Source organism: Aminobacter sp. AP02 (genome assembly GCF_003148805.1).
GTDB lineage: Bacteria > Pseudomonadota > Alphaproteobacteria > Rhizobiales > Rhizobiaceae > Aminobacter.
The window spans coordinates 210,625-229,523 of record NZ_QGGX01000009.1 but is presented as its reverse complement, the minus strand read 5'-3'; the positions used below and the strand labels follow the sequence as shown (position 1 = coordinate 229,523).

Here is an 18,899-nt window from a genome sequence, read left to right as displayed (position 1 = left end):
GCCGTCCGGTTCAGCGGACCAGGATACGCTCGATGGCCGGCCGGTCGAGGCCCTTGAGGCCGATGACCACGAGGCGCGAGCGGCGGTCGTCTTCGGCCGTCCAGGCGCGGTCGTAGTAATGGTTGACGCGCGGGCCTACGGCCTGGACGAGCAGGCGCATCGGCTTGCCACCGACATCGACGAAGCCTTTCACACGCAGCACGTTTTCTTCCTCGGCGGCGGTGGCGACACGCTTGGCCAGTTCCTCGGGGCTGACGATCGAGGGGATCTCGATGACGAAGGTGTCGAAGTCGTCATGCTCGTGGTCGAAGGCGCCGTCGTGGTGGGTCTTGCGGTTCTCGATGTCGTCCTCGACGGCAAGGCCAAGGCCGAGCAGCACCGATGGGTCGACCTTGCCGTGCGCCGACGGCACGATCTTGACGGCACGGGCGAGATGCTCGCCGACAATGGCGGCGGCGCGGGCATGGCCGGCCTCGTCGAGCAGGTCGGACTTGGACAGGATGATGAGGTCGGCACAGGCGACCTGATCCTCGAACACCTCCTCGACCGGATCGTCATGGTCGAGCGTCTCGTCCTGGGCGCGCTGGGCGGCGAGCGCTTCCATGTCGGAGGCGACCTTGCCTTCGGCCAGCGCCGGGCCGTCGACAACGGCGATGACGCCGTCGACCGTGACGCGGCTCTTCACCGTCGGCCACTGGAAGGCCTGCACGAGAGGCTTGGGCAAAGCGAGGCCCGAGGTCTCGATCAGGATGTGGTCGACCTTGGGCGTGCGCGCGAGAATCTGGTCGAGGGCCGGGACAAAATCGTCGGCCACGGTGCAGCAGATGCAGCCATTGGCCAGTTCGACGATGTTCTCTTCCGGGCAGGTGTCGATGCCGCAGCCCTTGAGGATCTCGCCGTCGATGCCGACGTCACCGAACTCGTTGACGATGATGGCAAGCCGCTTGCCCTTGGAATTTTCGAGGATGTTGCGCAGCAGGGTGGTCTTGCCGGCGCCGAGAAAGCCGGTGACGACGGTGCAGGGAACGCGTTCGACGGAGGCGGTCATTTGTCTTCCTTGATGAGATCGAGGGGAGGGATGCGCGCGACAAGGCCGCGCTTGAGGCTGTCGGGACGGCCGCGCCATGGGATGAGGCCGTCGGTCGAGGTGGCGAATAGTTTCGCGCCGGTGACGAGGTCGTCGCCCGAGGTGATGGCGAGATCGCCGAAGACGTAGCTCCAGGAGCCGTCGCGCAGGATCGCGGCACTGAGCCTGCGCTTGCAATTGCCGAGGCATTCGACGCTGCGGACGGTGATGCCGTGGTTCTCTCCTGCGGCGCGCGCCGATTCGGCGAGTTTGGCGCCGGCGCGGGGATGCGCGTCCGAACCAGTCTCATCACGACACGATGAGCAGACGAGGATGGTCACATGCGCTGCAGGCGAATTCTCGCCTTCGCAGGATGCGTCCAGAGTTTCGACCGAGAGATTGCCGTCGAGTTCCAAAATACAGGCTCCTTGCCTGGGACACCCGCCAGGCGATCGGATCAATGTTTGAGACGGCAGGTCTCCTGGCTCGCGAGTCGTCGCCTTCGCACCGCCTTCCCGGGAGGTCTCCCAGTGGTTACCGGCCTTGGCTCGTCGCTTACAGTTGCGGGGACAGCCGCGGATTTGACGCCAATAGCGCCGCACCGCATTCCCTCTTAGCTCCTCCCCTTGCCGGGAGGAGACCGTCTGGGCCGATTTAGGCTTTTGCGAGGGGTGGAGTCAACGTGAGGGAGCGACCCGCGATGTCGCTCAGCGCCGGACCCAGGTCGCCGGCCGAGGTGACTTCGATGCGCTCGAGGCCGAGCCAGTCGCGCATCTGTTTCAGCTCTTCATGGAGTTCGGCAGCCGTTTCAGGCGGGGCGCATGGCTCGGCATAGGCTGCATGGACGCGCAGGATACCTGCGGGGCGGTCAGCCTTGAGGTCGACGCGGGCGACGATTCGTTCGCCCAGCAGGAACGGCAGGACGTAATAACCATACTGGCGTTTTTCGGCCGGGGTATAGATCTCGATTCGGTAGCGGAAGCCGAACAGGCTTTCGGCGCGGCTGCGCTCGAAGACCAGTGGATCGAATGGCGCGAGGAGGGCGCGGGCGCTGACCCTGCGCGGAATGCGGGCCTGGGCATGCATGTAAGCCTGCTTGTCCCAGCCTTCGACGCGAACGGGAATCAGTTCGCCCATCTCGACGAGTTCTTCGAGGCGGCCCTTCAGGTCGGCCGGCGACAGTCGGAAGTAGTCGCGCAGGCAGATGGCGGTCGCGACGCCATGGGCACGGGCGGAGATTCTCAGGAGGTCGCGATGCGCGTCCTCGGCTTGCGGGACAGGACGGTTGTAGATCTCGGCAGGGAGCACGCGCTCGGGCAGGTCGTAGAGGCGTTCGAATCCCCTGCGCGAGTGGGTGGTGATGCGGCCGGCCCAGAACAGCCATTCGAAGGCATGCTTCTCCTGGCTCCAGCCCCACCAGCCACCAGAACCCTTGGCGCCTTCTATGTCCGACGCCGCGATCGGGCCTCGGTCGACCACCTGGCGAAAGATTTCTTCTATATAGGGTCTGTTCGCACGACCGAATTTGGCAAGCCCGCCATACATACCTTCCTCGGCTCGGGCCATGCGCCAGCGCAGCAGCGGAAAGGTTTCCAGTGGCAGCAGCGATGCTTCATGCGCCCAATATTCGAAAAGCAGGCGCTTGCGCGACTGCATGGCGTCGTCGAGCAGCGCCATCGGGTAGGGGCCGAGACGCGAATAGAGCGGCATGTAGTGGGCACGAACCACCGTACTCACCGAGTCGATCTGGAACAGGCCGAGGCGATCCAGTACGCGCTGCAGGTGACGTCGCGTGACCACACCTGCAGGGCGCTTCTCAGCGAAGCCCTGGGCCGCAAGCGCGATGCGGCGGGCGGTGGGGAGGGAGATTCTTTCCTTCATTGCGGCAAGCTATCGCAGTCTGTCATCGGGTGACGCAAGGGTACGAGAATCGATCGGTGCTGCAAATGCTAGCAGGTCTGCGGTTCCGGACTTGTCAGGAGATAAAAGTGGAGTAAAAGACGAAGGAAATCAAATAGGAGCCACACGCGCAGGATTTTGATCCAGCGGTGGGGTTTGCCTCCTTTTGGACAAGGTTGGGCTTGCTTCGCCCGACCTCCTGCGCTAACCGTCGCCGCATTGCAGCACGACCGTTTCGTCAGGGCCGACGAGAATCCGTCGCGCTTCCGGAAACGGACCCCGTGCTGTAAATCTGGTGGATAGGCCACCAACGGAATTCGCAGCATGAACGCTCTCTTGAGTTCGTATCTGCCCATCGTCATCTTCATCGGTGTGGCGCTTCTAGTCGGCATCGCGCTTATCGTAGCGCCTTTCCTTGTCGCCTATCGCAATCCTGACCCGGAGAAGCTTTCTGCCTACGAGTGCGGCTTCAACTCGTTCGACGATGCCCGCATGAAGTTCGACATTCGCTTCTATCTGGTCTCCATCCTGTTCATCATCTTCGACCTCGAGGTCGCCTTCCTGTTTCCGTGGGCCGTGTCCTTCGGCGAGATTGGTATGCTCGGCTTCTGGTCAATGATGATCTTCCTGGCCGTTTTGACCATCGGCTTCGTCTATGAGTGGAAAAAGGGAGCGCTGGAATGGGATTGAACGACGCCTCCGGCACCCTGATCGCACCGAGGCCGAAAGGCATCATCGATCCGAACACCGGCAAGCTCATCGGTTCTGACGACGCATTCTTTGGCGATCTGAATAGCGAGCTTTCCGACAAGGGTTTCATCGTCACCTCTTCCGAGGCGCTGATTACCTGGGCGCGCACCGGTTCGCTGATGTGGATGACCTTCGGTCTGGCATGCTGCGCCGTCGAGATGATGCACATCTCGATGCCGCGCTATGACGCCGAGCGTTTCGGCATCGCGCCGCGCGCCTCTCCGCGTCAGTCGGACGTGATGATCGTTGCCGGCACTCTGACCAACAAGATGGCGCCAGCTCTGCGCAAGGTCTACGACCAGATGCCTGAGCCGCGCTACGTCATCTCGATGGGCTCGTGCGCCAATGGCGGCGGTTATTATCACTATTCCTATTCGGTGGTGCGCGGCTGCGATCGCGTCGTGCCCGTAGACATCTATGTGCCCGGCTGTCCTCCCACCGCCGAAGCGCTGCTCTACGGCATCCTGATGCTGCAGAAGAAGATCCGCCGCACCGGCACGATAGAGCGGTGAGCCCAAATGAGTGAAGCCCTGAACGACCTCGCCGCCTATATTGCGGAAAAGCTCGGTGCGGACATCGAAGAAAGCGTCGTTGCCTATGGCGAGCTGACGCTGACGGTGAAGGCTGCCGACATCGTCGATGTGCTGACCTTCCTGCGCAGCGACGTGCAGTGCCAGTTCGTGTCGTTCATCGATGCGGCCGGCGTCGACTATCCGCAGCGCCGCAAGCGTTTCGAAGTCGTCTACCATCTTCTGTCGCCGCGCCAGAACCTACGCATCCGCGTCAAGGTCAGCACCGACGAGGACACGCCTGTTCCCTCGGTGACGTCGGTGTATCCCGGTGCCGACTGGTTCGAGCGTGAGGCCTACGACATGTACGGCATCCTGTTTTCGGGCCATCCCGACCTGCGCCGCTTGCTGACCGACTACGGCTTCGAAGGCCATCCGCTGCGCAAGGACTTCCCGCTCACCGGCTTCGTTGAAGTTCGCTACGACGACGAGCAGAAGCGCGTCGTCTACGAGCCGGTCGAGCTCAAGCAGGAATTCCGCAATTTCGACTTTTTGTCTCCCTGGGAAGGCACCGAATACGTGCTGCCGGGCGACGAAAAAGCCAAGACGAATTGAGGCGCCGAAATGGCTGAAACCTCCGTCCGCAATTTCAACATCAACTTCGGCCCGCAGCATCCGGCGGCGCACGGCGTCTTGCGCCTCGTGCTCGAGCTCGACGGTGAAGTCGTCGATCGTGTCGATCCGCATATCGGCCTCCTGCATCGCGGCACCGAAAAGCTGATCGAGCAGAAGACCTATCTGCAGGCCGTGCCTTATTTTGATCGTCTCGACTACGTCGCGCCGATGAACCAGGAGCACGCCTTCGCGCTGGCCGTCGAGCGGCTGCTGGGCATCGAGGTGCCGAAGCGCGGCCAGATCATCCGCGTGCTCTATTCCGAGATCGGCCGCATCCTTTCGCACCTGCTCAATGTCACGACGCAGGCGATGGACGTCGGCGCGCTGACCCCGCCGCTGTGGGGCTTCGAAGAGCGCGAAAAGCTGATGGTGTTCTATGAACGGGCCTGCGGCGCGCGCATGCACGCGGCCTATTTCCGGCCGGGCGGCGTTCATCAGGACATCCCGCAGAAGCTGGTCGAAGACATCGGCAAGTGGATCGATCCGTTCCTGCAGACGGTGAAGAATCTCGACGATTTGCTCACCCCCAACCGCATCTTCAAGCAGCGCAACGTCGACATCGGCGTGGTTTCGCTCGACGATGCATGGGCATGGGGCTTTTCAGGCGTGATGGTGCGCGGTTCGGGCGCTGCCTGGGACCTGCGCAAGAGCCAGCCCTACGAGTGCTATTCGGAGATGGAATTCGACATTCCGATCGGCAAGAACGGCGACTGCTACGACCGCTACCTGATCCGCATGGAAGAGATGCGCCAGTCGGCGAAGATCATGCGCCAGTGCGTCGATCTGCTGCTCGGCAAGGAAAGCGTCGGTCCTGTCTCGAACATGGATGGCAAAGTCGTGCCGCCGAAGCGCCAGGCGATGAAGCGTTCGATGGAATCGCTGATCCATCACTTCAAGCTCTACACCGAAGGCTACCGCGTGCCGGCCGGCGAGGTCTATGCAGCCGTCGAAGCGCCCAAGGGCGAGTTCGGCGTCTTCCTCGTCTCCGATGGCACCAACAAGCCATACCGCTGCAAGCTGCGCGCGCCAGGCTTCGCCCATCTCCAGGCGATGGATTTCCTGTGCCGCGGCCACATGCTTGCGGATATCTCGGCCGTTCTCGGCTCCCTCGACATCGTGTTTGGTGAGGTCGACCGCTAAATGTCAGTCCGCCGTCTCGCAGAAGCCAGCGTCCAGCCAGCGTCATTCGCCTTCAACAAGGCGATGACCGCGCAGGCCAAGACCTGGATCAACAAGTACCCCAAGGGCCGCGAACAGTCGGCCGTCATTCCGCTGCTCATGCTCGCGCAGGAGCAGGATGGTTGGGTCACGAAGGCTGCCATCGAGCACGTCGCCGACATGCTCGGCATGCCCTATATCCGCGCGCTGGAAGTGGCGACTTTCTACACCCAGTTCCAGCTCAAGCCGGTTGGCACACGCGCCCATATCCAGGTTTGCGGTACCACGCCCTGCATGCTGCGTGGCTCGGAAGAACTGATGGATGTGTGCCGCTCCAAGATACATCACGACCAGTTCCACACCAACGAGGCGGGCACGCTGTCTTGGGAAGAGGTCGAGTGCCTTGGCGCCTGCGTCAACGCACCGATGGTCATGATCTTCAAGGACACCTACGAGGATTTGACCCCCGAACGGCTGGCCGAGATCATCGACCAGTTCGAGGCGGGCAAGGGCGACCAGGTCAAGACCGGCCCGCAGACCGGCCGCGTTTTTTCCGCACCGCTGACCGGGTTCACCTCGCTCACGGACGAGAAGGGTGTGCTCAAGAGCACCCGCGAGAAGGAAGCCAAAGCCACGTCCAAGGCTGCGAAAGCGGCTGCGGCAGCGCCGGCTGCGGCAGCACCGAACGTCGCGGCTGCGCCTGACAAGGCCGACGCGCCGGCAAAGCCTTCGCTCGACGACAAGAACCGTCCGGCAGGCATTGCCAAGCCGGCCGCTGTCGACGACCTCAAGCTGATCTCGGGCGTTGGTCCCAAGATCGAAGGCACGTTGCACGAACTCGGCATCTTCACCTTCGCCCAAGTGGCGTCGTGGAAGAAGGCTGAGCGCGAGTGGGTCGACGGCTATCTGAGCTTTCATGGTCGCATCGAACGTGACGACTGGGTCAAGCAAGCCAAGGCGCTCGCCAAGGGCGGTGAGGCCGAATACATCCGCGTCTTCGGCAAGAAGCCGGTCTGAGGAGCAAGAACATGCTTGAAGACAAGGACCGCATTTTCACCAACATCTACGGCCGCTTCGATCAGTCGCTGGCCGGGGCGATGTCGCGTGGCGCCTGGGACGGCACTGCCGGCATCATCGAGAAGGGCCGCGAGTGGATCATCAACGAGATGAAGGCCTCGGGCCTGCGCGGCCGTGGCGGCGCCGGCTTCCCGACCGGTCTCAAATGGTCGTTCATGCCCAAGAGCAACCCTGACGGCCGTCCGTCCTATCTCGTCGTCAACGCCGACGAATCCGAGCCCGGTACCTGCAAGGACCGCGATATCCTGCGCCATGACCCGCACACGCTAGTCGAGGGCTGCCTGCTCGCCGGTTTCGCCATGGGTGCGGTTGCCGCCTATATCTACGTGCGCGGTGAGTTCATCCGCGAGCGCGAAGCGCTGCAGCGCGCCATCGACGAGGCCTATGAGGCCAGGCTGATCGGCAAGAACAACAAGAACGGCTACGATTTCGACATCTACGTCCATCACGGCGCCGGCGCCTATATCTGTGGCGAAGAAACAGCGCTGCTCGAAAGCCTCGAGGGCAAGAAGGGCCAGCCGCGCCTCAAGCCTCCGTTCCCGGCGAATGTCGGCCTCTATGGCTGCCCGACGACGGTCAACAACGTCGAGTCGATCGCTGTCGCGCCGACCATCCTGCGCCGCGGCGCTGCCTGGTTCTCCGGCATCGGCCGTCCCAACAACGTTGGCACCAAGCTGTTCATGCTGGTCGGCCATGTGAACACGCCCTGCACGGTCGAAGAGGCCATGGGGATTACGTTCCGCGAACTGGTCGAAAAGCACGGCGGTGGGATTCGCGGCGGCTGGGACAACCTTCTGGCTGTCATCCCCGGCGGTGCGTCGTGCCCGGTCGTCAAGGCCGAGGACATCATCGATTGCCCGATGGATTTTGACGGCCTGCGCGAGCGCAAGTCGTCCTTCGGCACGGCTGCCGTGATCGTCATGGACAAGTCGACCGACATCGTGAAGGCGATTGCGCGGCTTTCCTACTTCTTCAAGCACGAGAGCTGCGGCCAGTGCACGCCATGCCGCGAAGGCACCGGCTGGATGTGGCGCGTGATGGAGCGCCTGGTGCGTGGCGAAGCGCACAAGCGCGAGATCGACATGCTGCTCGATGTCACCAAGCAGGTGGAAGGCCACACGATCTGTGCACTGGGCGATGCGGCCGCATGGCCGATCCAGGGCCTGATCCGCAACTTCCGCCCGGAAATCGAGCGGCGCATCGACGAATTCTCACGCAACTCGCATCGCGCCGAGCCGGTGCTTGTGGCGGCCGAGTAAGAAGTAAATCAGAAAGTGCGGGCCAAAGGTCCGAAATAGGAAACGACGAGGCAGAGGCGAACGGCGAAGGCGACAAGGAGCTACCAATGTCGACATTTCCCATTCCCGAAAGTGCAGTGCCTGAGATGGAACGTTTGGAGCAGATGAACAGGGACTTCGTGGCGATGCTGCCCAAGGAGTTTGCCGGAACGGCAAATCTGATGGTGCATCCTGCCGCCGGAATCGCTGCTGCTTCGGCGCTGAGTGTCGGCCTCGCCAGTCACGCCATGGGCGTCTGGATCGGGGCCGTGACCGGTGCATCTGAAGCTGCGCAGCGGCTGCTTTCGCCTGATTTCGGCGATTTTAGCGGTGCTACGCAGGCGAAGCCGACTGCGGCTAAAAGGGCTGAGGCCAGCACGGCTTCGCTGATCGCCGAGGTGAAGACCCTGGCGCGCAAGCTGGAGGAGGCCGAGGCAAGGCCGGCGGCTGCTGGTGCGGTCGAACAGGCCGCCGAAGTTGCCGTGGCTGAAGCGCCGGTGGGGCTTCAGCCCGAGGATTTCAGGCAGCCGGCATCGATCGAGCGGCCGGAAATGCCCGACGATCTGAAGGCGATCGCCGGCATTGGGCCGAAGCTGGAGCAGGTGCTGAATGGTCTCGGCATCTGGACCTACAGCCAGGTTGCGGGCTGGACGGAGCAGGAAGTGGCCTGGGCCGACGACTATCTCGGCTTCAAGGGCCGGATCGGTCGCGACGACTGGATCGGGCAGGCGGCAACGCTGGCTGGCGGCAAGACCGGCGAGTGAATTTTGGATTTCGGGGCGCAGCGCAGGCCGCGCCCCTTGCAGGACGGAATGCGGATCATCCGCGGGATTTGAGGCGCTATGGCAAAGCTTAAGGTCGACGGGAAAGAGATTTCGGTACCCGACCACTATACGCTGCTGCAGGCTGCGGAAGAGGCTGGCGCGGAAGTGCCGCGCTTCTGCTTCCATGAGCGGCTGTCGATCGCCGGCAACTGCCGCATGTGCCTGGTCGAGGTGAAGGGCGGACCGCCCAAGCCGGCTGCGTCCTGCGCCATGGGCGTGCGCGATCTGCGCCCCGGCCCAAACGGCGAAACGCCGGAAATTTTCACCAACACGCCGATGGTCAAGAAGGCCCGCGAAGGCGTGATGGAGTTCCTGCTCATCAATCACCCGCTCGACTGCCCGATCTGCGATCAGGGCGGCGAATGCGACCTGCAGGACCAGGCGATGGCCTTCGGCCTCGACGGTTCGCGCTACAACGAAAACAAGCGCGCGGTCGAAGACAAGAACATCGGTCCGCTGGTCAAGACGATCATGACGCGCTGCATTCACTGCACGCGCTGCGTCCGCTTCACCACCGAAGTGGCCGGCATTTCAGAGCTTGGCCTGATCGGCCGTGGCGAGGACGCCGAGATCACCACCTATCTCGAGCAGGCAATGACCTCGGAGCTTCAGGGTAACGTCATCGACCTGTGCCCGGTCGGCGCGCTGACCTCCAAGCCCTATGCCTTCCAGGCGCGTCCGTGGGAGCTGACCAAGACCGAATCCATCGACGTGATGGACGCTGTCGGTTCGGCGATCCGCGTCGACACGCGCGGCCGCGAAGTGATGCGCATCATGCCGCGCATCAACGAGCAGGTGAACGAGGAGTGGATCTCCGACAAGACCCGTTTCATCTGGGATGGGCTGCGCACGCAGCGCCTCGACCGGCCCTACGTCCGCAAGGACGGCAAGCTGGCACCCGCAACCTGGGCGGAAGCTTTTGCCGCAATCAAGGGCGCGGTTTCGGGCGCACCGGCTGACCGCATCGGCGCAATTGCCGGCGACCTCGCCACCGTCGAGGAAATGTATGCGCTCAAGCAGCTGATCTCCTCTCTCGGCTCGAACAACATCGACTGCCGCCAGGATGGTGCTGCGCTCGATCCGTCGCTCGGCCGCTCAAGCTACATCTTCAACTCGACCATCGAAGGCATCGAGCAGGCGGATGCCATCCTCATCATCGGCGCCAATCCGCGCTTCGAGGCTTCGGTGCTCAATGCCCGTATCCGCAAGCATTGGCGCGGTGCCAATGTGCCGGTCGCCGTCATCGGCGAGATCGGCGACACGCGCTACGACTACGAACAGCTGGGCTCGGGCCCTGATACCCTCAAGGACCTGGCCGAAGGCAATGGCAAGTTCTTCTCGCTACTCAAGAAGGCAACCCATCCGCTGATCATCGTCGGCCAGGGCGCGATAGCGCGCGCCGATGGTGCTGCCGTGCTCGGCCAGGCTGCCAAGCTCGCGACCGCGGTCAATGCCAGCCGTGCCGACTGGAACGGCTTTGCCGTGCTTCACACCGCAGCCGCCCGCGTTGGCGGTCTCGACGTCGGCTTCGTGCCGGGCGAGGGCGGCAAGAACGTTGCCGGCATGCTCGGCGAGACCGACGTGTTGTTCCTGCTCGGTGCCGACGAACTCGACCTGGCCAAGGCCGCAGACGCGTTTGTCGTCTACATCGGCACCCATGGCGATGCCGGCGCCCACCGCGCTGACGTCATCCTGCCAGCTGCCGCATACACCGAAAAGTCGGGCACATATGTGAACACCGAAGGCCGGGTGCAGCAGACCACCCGCGCCGGCTTCGCGCCGGGAGAGGCCAAGGAAGACTGGGCGATCCTCAGGGCGCTGTCCGACGTACTCGGCCACAAGCTGCCCTTTGACTCCCTGTCGCAGCTACGCGGCAAGCTCTATGCGGAGTATCCGCATCTGGCCCGCATCGACGAGATCGAGGCCGGAAATAGTGACGACATTGCCAAGGTCGCCAAGCTCGGCGGCCGCCTGAACAAGGGCGCCTTCACCTCTGTCGTGAAGGACTTCTATCTTACCAATCCGATCGCACGTGCGTCGGCGGTGATGGCCGAGTGTTCGGCACTGGCCAAAAACGGCTTCAAGCAGGCGGCGGAGTAAAGGCTGTCATGGATACCTTTTTCTCCTTCTACGTCCTGCCGGCGTTGATCATACTGCTGAAGTCGGTCGTCCTGATCGTCGTTCTGCTGATCTTCGTCGCCTACATCCTTTATGCCGACCGCAAGATCTGGGCGGCGGTACAGCTGCGCCGCGGCCCGAACGTCGTCGGTCCCTGGGGCCTGCTGCAGGCATTCGCCGATCTTTTGAAGTTCGTCTTCAAGGAACCGGTGATCCCCTCAGGCGCCAACAAGGGCGTGTTCCTGCTCGCGCCGGTCGTGTCTGCAGTCCTGGCGATCGCTGCCTGGGCAGTGATCCCGGTCAGCGAAGGCTGGGCGATTGCCAACGTCAATGTCGGCATCCTCTACGTCTTCGCCATCTCCTCGCTCGAGGTCTATGGCGTGATCATGGGCGGCTGGGCCTCGAACTCGAAGTATCCATTCCTGGGCGCACTTCGTTCGGCGGCGCAGATGGTGTCCTACGAAGTCTCGATCGGCTTTGTCATCGTTTGCGTGCTGCTCACCGTCGGCTCGCTGAACCTGACCGACATCGTGCTGTCGCAGGGCGACGGCATCGGCACGCGCCTTGGCCTGCCCAATACGTTCCTCGACTGGAACTGGCTCGTTCTGTTCCCGATGTTCGTGATCTTCTTCATTTCGGCGCTGGCCGAGACGAACCGCCCGCCCTTCGACCTGGTCGAGGCCGAGTCGGAACTCGTCGCCGGTCACATGATCGAATATTCGTCGACGCCGTTCCTGCTGTTTTTCCTCGGCGAATACGTCGCGATCGTTCTGATGTGCGCGCTGACGACCATCCTGTTCCTCGGTGGATGGCTGCCGCCGTTCGACTTCGCGCCCTTCACCTGGGTGCCCGGCGTGATCTGGTTCGTGCTCAAGGTCTGCATGGTGTTCTTCATGTTCGCCATGGTGAAGTCCTTCGTGCCGCGCTATCGCTACGATCAGCTGATGCGCCTGGGCTGGAAGGTGTTCCTGCCGATCTCGCTGGCTATGGTCGTGATCACCGCAGCCGTACTCAAGCTTACCGGAGCCGCCTGATGTCCGCTCTCGCCCAAGCCGCCAAATCGCTGCTTTTGCAGGACTTCGTCGGCGCATTCTTCCTTTCCATGCGCCAGTTCTTCGCGCCCAAGGCGACGCTGAACTATCCGCATGAAAAGGGCCCGGTCAGCCCGCGCTTCCGTGGTGAACATGCGCTTCGCCGCTATCCCAACGGCGAGGAGCGCTGCATTGCCTGCAAGTTGTGCGAGGCGATCTGCCCGGCGCAGGCCATTACCATCGAGGCCGGCCCGCGCCGCAACGACGGAACCCGCCGTACCGTCCGCTACGACATCGACATGGTGAAGTGCATCTATTGCGGCTTTTGCCAGGAGGCTTGCCCGGTCGACGCTATCGTCGAGGGGCCGAATTTTGAATTCGCGACGGAAACGCGCGAGGAGCTGTACTACGACAAGGACAAGCTGCTTGCGAACGGCGACCGGTGGGAGCGCGAGATCGCGCGCAACATCGCTATGGATTCGCCTTATCGCTGAGGCTTGAACAATGGACGGGCCAAGTCGGCTCGTCTAAGGAACGCGCGACCTGCACCGGAGGCGGAGCAAGGACGTGAACAGGGCAGGGCGTGCAGATGCGTACTGCCCGAAAGGAAAACCGGGGGAACCCATGCTCAACGGACTTGAAGCGGTATTTTTCTACCTCTTCGCCTTCATCGCGGTGGCGTCGGCCTTCATGGTCATTTCGGCGCGCAACCCGGTTCACTCGGTGCTCTATCTGATCCTGACGTTCTTCAACGCGGCGGGTCTGTTCCTTTTGACCGGCGCCGAGTTCCTGGCGATGATCCTGCTCGTCGTTTATGTCGGCGCGGTGGCGGTGCTGTTCCTGTTCGTCGTCATGATGCTCGACGTCGACTTTGCCGAGCTCAAGTCGGGCGCGTTGCAATATGCGCCAATCGGCGCATTGGTCGGCCTGATCCTGGCCGCCGAGCTGATCGTGGTGACGGGCGGCTACGCCTTCGCACCCAAGCTCGGTTCAGCAGTGGCCCAGCCTACGCCTGATATCGCCACGCGCCACAACACGGCTGCCCTCGGCGACATCCTCTATACAAACTACATCTACTTCTTCCAGATCGCCGGCCTCGTGTTGTTGGTCGCCATGATCGGCGCCATCGTGCTGACGCTGCGCCACAAGCCGAACGTCAAGCGCCAGAGCATTCCTGCTCAGGTTGCTCGCACCCCGGCTACCGCGATCGAGGTCAAGAAGGTCGAGACGGGCAAGGGAATCTGACCATGGTTGTGGGCATTTCGCATTATCTCACGCTATCGGCGGTTATGTTCACGCTTGGCGTGTTCGGCATTTTCCTGAACCGCAAGAACGTCATCGTCATCCTGATGTCGGTCGAACTGATCCTTCTTGCGGTCAATATCAATTTCGTGGCGTTCTCGGCCCAGCTCGGCGACCTGGTCGGGCAGGTGTTTGCGCTGTTCGTGCTTACGGTTGCCGCCGCTGAAGCGGCAATCGGGCTTGCCATTCTGGTCGTATTCTTCCGCAACCGCGGCTCCATCGCGGTCGAAGACGTGAACATGATGAAGGGCTGACGGGACAAAAATGTACCAGCTAATCGTCTTCCTTCCGCTTCTCGGCTTCCTGATCGCCGGCCTGTTCGGCCGTTCGATCGGAGCGAAAGCTTCCGAATACATCACCTCGGGGCTGCTGGTGGTTTCCGCCGTCCTGTCCTGGGTGGCCTTCATCACGGTTGGCTTCGGTGACGTCGAGGCCTTTACCGTACCGGTTCTGCGCTTCCTCGATGTCGGGCCGGTGCAGGCCGACTGGGCGCTGCGCATCGACACGCTGACGGTGGTCATGCTGGTCGTGGTCAACACGGTGTCGGCGCTCGTCCACATCTACTCGATCGGCTACATGCATCACGATCCGCATCGGCCGCGCTTCTTCGCCTACCTGTCGCTGTTCACCTTTGCCATGCTGATGCTGGTGACGTCGGACAATCTCGTCCAGATGTTCTTCGGCTGGGAAGGTGTGGGTCTCGCGTCCTACCTGCTGATCGGCTTCTGGTACAAGAAGCCGTCGGCCAATGCCGCCGCCATCAAGGCCTTCGTCGTCAATCGTGTCGGCGATTTTGGCTTCCTGCTGGGCATCTTCGGCTTGTTTGTCCTGTTCGGCTCGGTCGAATTCAGCACGATCTTTGCCAGCGCAGCGAACTATCTGCCGGCTGAAGGTGCTGCCGAGCATGGCGAAACCGTTCTGAACTTCCTCGGCTACGCGCTTGACAAGCACAGCGCGCTGACGGTCGTTTGCCTGCTGCTGTTCATGGGCGCCATGGGCAAGTCGGCACAGGTGCCGCTGCACACCTGGTTGCCGGACGCCATGGAAGGCCCGACGCCTGTGTCGGCGCTGATCCATGCCGCGACGATGGTTACCGCCGGCGTGTTCATGCTGGCCCGCCTGTCGCCGGTGTTCGAACTGTCGCACTCGGCCTTGACCGTGGTGACTTTCATCGGCGCCCTGACCGCATTCTTCGCGGCCACCGTCGGTCTGGTCCAGAACGACATCAAGCGCGTCATCGCCTATTCGACCTGCTCGCAGCTCGGCTACATGTTCGTGGCGCTCGGCATGGGCTTCTATTCAGCTGCGATCTTCCATCTGTTCACGCATGCCTTCTTTAAGGCGCTGCTGTTCCTGGGCTCGGGTTCGGTGATCCACGCCGTTTCCGATGAGCAGGACATGCGCAAGATGGGCGGCCTCAGGAAGCTGATCCCGACCACTTACTGGATGATGGTCATCGGCACGCTTGCGCTGACCGGCGTCGGTATCCCGGCCACGATCATCGGCACGGCCGGCTTCTTCTCCAAGGACGCCATCATTGAAGGCGCGTTTGTCGGCCACAATGCGGTCGCAGGCTTTGCGTTCGCGATGCTCGTCATCGCCGCCTGCTTCACCAGCTTCTACTCGTGGCGCCTGATATTCATGACCTTCCACGGCAAGCCGCGCGCTACCGCCGACGTCATGCACCATGTGCATGAATCGCCGCCGGTGATGCTGGTTCCGTTGTTTGTGCTGGCAGTCGGCGCGCTGTTTGCGGGCGTGATGTTCCACGACCAGTTCATCGGCGAAGCCTATACCGAGTTCTGGAAGGGCGCGTTGTTCACGCTCGACACCAACCACATCCTGCACGACTTCCACAGCGTGCCGATGTGGGTGAAGCTCGCGCCGTTCGCAGCGATGATCGGTGGCTTCGCCATGGCCTATCTCTTCTACATCCGCTCGCCCGACATGCCGAAGATCCTGGCCTCGCGCCATCGTGGGCTTTACGCCTTCCTGCTCAACAAGTGGTACTTCGATGAGTTGTATGACTTCTTGTTCGTCCGCCCGGCCAAGTGGCTCGGTCGCTTCCTGTGGAAGAAGGGCGATGGCTGGCTGATCGACGGCTTTGGCGCCGACGGTATCTCCGCCCGCGTCGTCGACGTGACCAACCGTGTCGTCAAGCTGCAGACCGGTTACCTTTACCACTACGCATTCGCCATGCTGATCGGTGTGGCGGCCCTCGTTACCTGGATGATGCTCGGGAGCTCCTTCTGATGTCTGGCGTTCCCATTCTATCGCTGGTCACCTTTTTGCCGCTGGTCGGCGCGTTCCTGATCCTTCTGATCAGGGACGATGGTGAAGCCGCGCGCCGCAATATTCGTAACGTGGCGTTGCTGACGACAGTGTTCACCTTTGCGGTGTCGCTGCTGATCTGGATCTATTTCGACAATACGGAAGCTGGCTTCCAGTTCGTCGAAAAGGCAGCGTGGCTCGACTCTGGCATTTCCTACCATCTGGGCGTGGACGGCATTTCGATGCTGTTCGTGATCCTGACGACCTTCCTGATGCCGCTTTGCATCCTCGCGAGCTGGGAGTCGGTGGAAAAGCGCGTCAAGGAATACATGATCGCGTTCCTGGTCCTGGAAACGTTGATGATCGGCGTCTTCTGCGCCCTCGACATCGTGCTGTTCTACGTCTTCTTCGAAGCCGTGCTGATCCCGATGTTCATCATCATCGGCGTTTGGGGCGGCAAGCGCCGCGTCTATGCCAGCTTCAAATTCTTCCTGTTCACGCTGCTCGGCTCGGTGCTGATGCTGCTCGCTGTCATGGCGATGTTCTGGCAGGCCGGCACGACCGATATCCCGACGCTGCTCGCGCATGACTTCCCGGCCAACATGCAGACCTGGCTGTGGCTGGCCTTCTTCGCCTCGTTTGCGGTGAAGATGCCGATGTGGCCGGTGCACACCTGGCTGCCCGATGCGCACGTTGAGGCGCCGACGGCAGGCTCGGTCATCCTGGCAGGCATCCTGCTGAAGATGGGCGGTTACGGCTTCCTGCGCTTCTCGCTGCCGATGTTCCCTCTGGCGTCCGAGTTCTTCGCGCCAATGGTCTTTGCATTGTCGGTCATCGCCATCGTCTATACCTCGCTGGTGGCGCTGATGCAGGACGACATGAAGAAGCTGATCGCTTATTCGTCGGTCGCTCACATGGGTTACGTCACCATGGGCATCTTCGCGATGAACGAGACCGGCGTGCAGGGCGCGATCTTCCAGATGCTCAGCCACGGCCTGATCTCGGGCGCGCTGTTCCTGTGCGTCGGCGTCGTCTACGACCGCATGCATACCCGTGAGATCTCGGCCTATGGCGGCCTCGTCAACAACATGCCGAAATATGCGGTCGCCTTCCTGATCTTCACCATGGCCAATGTCGGTCTGCCCGGCACGAGCGGGTTCATCGGCGAGTTCCTGACGTTGTTCGGTATCTTCCAGGTCAATACCTGGGTGGCGTTGATCGCTGCCACCGGCGTGATCCTGTCGGCTGCCTACGCGCTGTGGCTCTACCGCCGCGTGGTGTTTGGCGCGCTGACCAAGGAAAGTCTGAAGGGTCTGTTTGACCTGTCAGGCCGCGAGAAGGTGGTACTCTATCCGCTGATCATCCTGGTCATCTTCTATGGCGTCTATCCGACGCCGGTGTTCGACGTCACGACCGCATCGGTCAAGGCGCTGATCAACAACGTAACCGTATCGATCGACGCCGCGCAGACCGCGGCGGCGAACTGACAGGGGTTTTGCGAACCATGACGCCCGAACTCCTTTCGAGCCTCTCGCTCTCCATGCCGGAGCTGATCATCGCCGTCGGCGCGCTGGCGCTGCTGATGGTCGGCGTGTTTTCCGGTGAGCGCGCCAACTCGACCGTGACTGGCCTGGCCGTCGCGCTGCTGATCGCGGCAGGCGCCTGGATGCTGGTGTTCGGCCATAACGGCACCGGCTACGGAACCGCCTTCATTTCCGATCCGTTCGCCCGGTTCATGAAAGTCCTGACGCTGCTCGGCGCGGTGGTGACGCTGATCATGTCGGTCGGTTTTGCCAAGGCCGAGAAGTTCGACAAGTTCGAATTCCCCGTGCTCGTCATGCTGGCGACGCTCGGCATGCTGCTGATGATCTCGGCCAACGACATGCTGGCTCTGTATCTCGGGCTCGAACTGCAGTCGCTTGCGCTCTATGTCATCGCCGCGATCAACCGCGACAATGTGCGTTCGACCGAAGCGGGCCTGAAGTACTTCGTTCTCGGCGCGCTGTCGTCGGGCATGCTGCTCTACGGCATCAGTCTTGTGTACGGCTATACCGGGCACACTTCGTTTGAGGCCATTGCCGCCGCCCTCGGCGACGGCGAGCGTCAGCTCGGCCTGGTCTTCGGCCTTGTTTTCGTGCTGGCCGGCCTGTGCTTCAAGATCTCGGCGGTGCCGTTCCACATGTGGACGCCCGACGTCTATGAAGGTGCGCCGACGCCGGTGACGGCGTTCTTTGCCGCAGCCCCCAAGATGGCGGCGATGGCTTTGATCGTTCGCGTCACCATGGGTGCCTTCGAGCCCATTGGCACCGATTGGCAGCAGATTATCGTCTTCATTTCCATCGCCTCGATGCTGCTCGGCTCGTTTGCAGCAATCGGCCAGAAGAACATCAAACGCCTGATGGCCTATTCGTCGATCGGCCACATGGGCTACGCTCTGGTCGGCCTCGCGGCCAACAGCGAAGCCGGCGTGCGTGGCGTGGTCATCTACATGCTCATCTATCTTGTGATGACGCTCGGCACCTTTGCCTTTATCTTGGCCATGCGCCGCAAGGACGGCAATGTCGAACAGATCAGCGATCTTGCTGGACTGTCCTCGACCAATCCTGTGATGGCGACCATCCTGACCGTCCTGATGTTTTCGCTGGCCGGCATTCCGCCGCTGGCTGGCTTCTGGGGGAAGTGGTACGTCTTCCTCGCGGCCATCGATGCAAACCTCTACGCGCTTGCAGTGATCGGCATGCTGGCTTCGGTTGTGGGCGCTTATTACTACCTGCGCATCATCAAGATCATGTGGTTCGATGAGCCGGTCGGCGGCTTCCAGCCGATGGCGGGCGAACTTCGCCTCGTGCTCGGCCTGTCTGGCGCGTTTGTGCTTTTCTACGTGCTGATCGGCGGTCCTGTCGGGCAGATGGCGGAAGCTGCTGCCAAGACATTCTTCTGAC

At 62.1% G+C, this 18,899-nt stretch carries 18 protein-coding genes and 1 riboswitch; of the genes, 15 read left to right on the top strand and 3 right to left on the bottom strand.

Annotation, left to right across the window (positions count from 1 at the left end; all coding sequences use genetic code 11):
- Positions 1-10 precede the first annotated feature (10 nt).
- From cobW to C8K44_RS14090, 3 genes are all read right to left on the bottom strand, one after another.
- Positions 11-1,048 (bottom strand): cobalamin biosynthesis protein CobW, encoded by a 1,038-nt coding sequence (cobW, locus tag C8K44_RS14100; protein WP_109576412.1) that lies wholly within the window; start codon positions 1,046-1,048, stop codon positions 11-13.
- Entirely contained in the window at positions 1,045-1,482 is a 438-nt protein-coding gene (locus C8K44_RS14095; protein ID WP_199227093.1) for a DUF1636 family protein, read from the bottom strand. The genes cobW and C8K44_RS14095 overlap by 4 nt, the downstream gene beginning before the upstream one ends.
- A gap of 37 nt (positions 1,483-1,519) precedes the next feature.
- Positions 1,520-1,726: riboswitch (cobalamin riboswitch) on the bottom strand.
- Positions 1,721-2,947 (bottom strand): winged helix-turn-helix domain-containing protein, encoded by a 1,227-nt coding sequence (locus C8K44_RS14090; protein ID WP_109576411.1) that lies wholly within the window; start codon positions 2,945-2,947, stop codon positions 1,721-1,723. It overlaps the preceding riboswitch by 6 nt.
- Positions 2,948-3,289: 342 nt before the next feature.
- On the opposite strand from C8K44_RS14090, the gene C8K44_RS14085 reads away from it, so the two are divergent.
- From C8K44_RS14085 to nuoN, 15 genes are all read left to right on the top strand, one after another.
- Positions 3,290-3,655 (top strand): NADH-quinone oxidoreductase subunit A, encoded by a 366-nt coding sequence (locus C8K44_RS14085; RefSeq protein ID WP_108607728.1) that lies wholly within the window; start codon positions 3,290-3,292, stop codon positions 3,653-3,655.
- Positions 3,646-4,227 (top strand): NADH-quinone oxidoreductase subunit B, encoded by a 582-nt coding sequence (locus C8K44_RS14080; protein WP_109576410.1) that lies wholly within the window; start codon positions 3,646-3,648, stop codon positions 4,225-4,227. Before C8K44_RS14085 ends, C8K44_RS14080 begins: the two co-directional genes overlap by 10 nt.
- A gap of 6 nt (positions 4,228-4,233) precedes the next feature.
- Positions 4,234-4,839 (top strand): NADH-quinone oxidoreductase subunit C, encoded by a 606-nt coding sequence (locus tag C8K44_RS14075; RefSeq protein WP_109576409.1) that lies wholly within the window; start codon positions 4,234-4,236, stop codon positions 4,837-4,839.
- Positions 4,840-4,848: 9 nt separating this feature from the next.
- Positions 4,849-6,039, top strand: a complete 1,191-nt coding sequence (locus C8K44_RS14070) for an NADH-quinone oxidoreductase subunit D (RefSeq protein WP_109576408.1) — start codon at positions 4,849-4,851, stop codon at positions 6,037-6,039.
- On the top strand, positions 6,040-7,074 hold the full coding sequence (gene nuoE / locus C8K44_RS14065; RefSeq protein ID WP_109576407.1) for an NADH-quinone oxidoreductase subunit NuoE: 1,035 nt from the start codon (positions 6,040-6,042) through the stop codon (positions 7,072-7,074).
- A gap of 11 nt (positions 7,075-7,085) precedes the next feature.
- The gene (nuoF, locus tag C8K44_RS14060; RefSeq protein WP_109576406.1) at positions 7,086-8,393 is read left to right on the top strand and encodes an NADH-quinone oxidoreductase subunit NuoF; all 1,308 of its coding nucleotides are present in this window, start codon (positions 7,086-7,088) and stop codon (positions 8,391-8,393) included.
- An 86-nt stretch (positions 8,394-8,479) separates the two neighbouring features.
- Entirely contained in the window at positions 8,480-9,175 is a 696-nt protein-coding gene (locus C8K44_RS14055) for an NADH-ubiquinone dehydrogenase (protein WP_245417478.1), read from the top strand.
- 78 nt (positions 9,176-9,253) lie between these two features.
- A complete protein-coding gene (gene nuoG / locus C8K44_RS14050; RefSeq protein WP_109576404.1) occupies positions 9,254-11,335 on the top strand; it encodes an NADH-quinone oxidoreductase subunit NuoG in 2,082 nt (693 codons plus the stop codon).
- Positions 11,336-11,343: 8 nt separating this feature from the next.
- Positions 11,344-12,387, top strand: a complete 1,044-nt coding sequence (gene nuoH, locus C8K44_RS14045; RefSeq protein ID WP_109576403.1) for an NADH-quinone oxidoreductase subunit NuoH — start codon at positions 11,344-11,346, stop codon at positions 12,385-12,387.
- Positions 12,387-12,878: an NADH-quinone oxidoreductase subunit NuoI gene (gene nuoI / locus C8K44_RS14040; protein WP_055970601.1), complete on the top strand. Its 492-nt coding sequence runs from the start codon at positions 12,387-12,389 to the stop codon at positions 12,876-12,878. Before nuoH ends, nuoI begins: the two co-directional genes overlap by 1 nt.
- 130 nt (positions 12,879-13,008) lie before the next feature.
- On the top strand, positions 13,009-13,629 hold the full coding sequence (locus C8K44_RS14035; RefSeq protein WP_109576402.1) for an NADH-quinone oxidoreductase subunit J: 621 nt from the start codon (positions 13,009-13,011) through the stop codon (positions 13,627-13,629).
- Positions 13,630-13,631: 2 nt separating this feature from the next.
- Positions 13,632-13,940 carry an NADH-quinone oxidoreductase subunit NuoK gene (nuoK, locus tag C8K44_RS14030; RefSeq protein ID WP_109576401.1) on the top strand — a complete coding sequence of 103 codons (309 nt, stop codon included), beginning with the start codon at positions 13,632-13,634 and terminating at the stop codon, positions 13,938-13,940.
- Between the two features lie 10 nt (positions 13,941-13,950).
- Positions 13,951-15,939, top strand: a complete 1,989-nt coding sequence (gene nuoL / locus C8K44_RS14025) for an NADH-quinone oxidoreductase subunit L (protein WP_109576400.1) — start codon at positions 13,951-13,953, stop codon at positions 15,937-15,939.
- Positions 15,939-17,444, top strand: coding sequence for an NADH-quinone oxidoreductase subunit M (locus C8K44_RS14020; RefSeq protein WP_109576399.1), 1,506 nt, complete (start codon positions 15,939-15,941; stop codon positions 17,442-17,444). The genes nuoL and C8K44_RS14020 overlap by 1 nt, the downstream gene beginning before the upstream one ends.
- Before the next feature lie 17 nt (positions 17,445-17,461).
- A complete protein-coding gene (gene nuoN, locus C8K44_RS14015; protein ID WP_109576398.1) occupies positions 17,462-18,898 on the top strand; it encodes an NADH-quinone oxidoreductase subunit NuoN in 1,437 nt (478 codons plus the stop codon).
- Position 18,899: the final 1 nt, after the last annotated feature.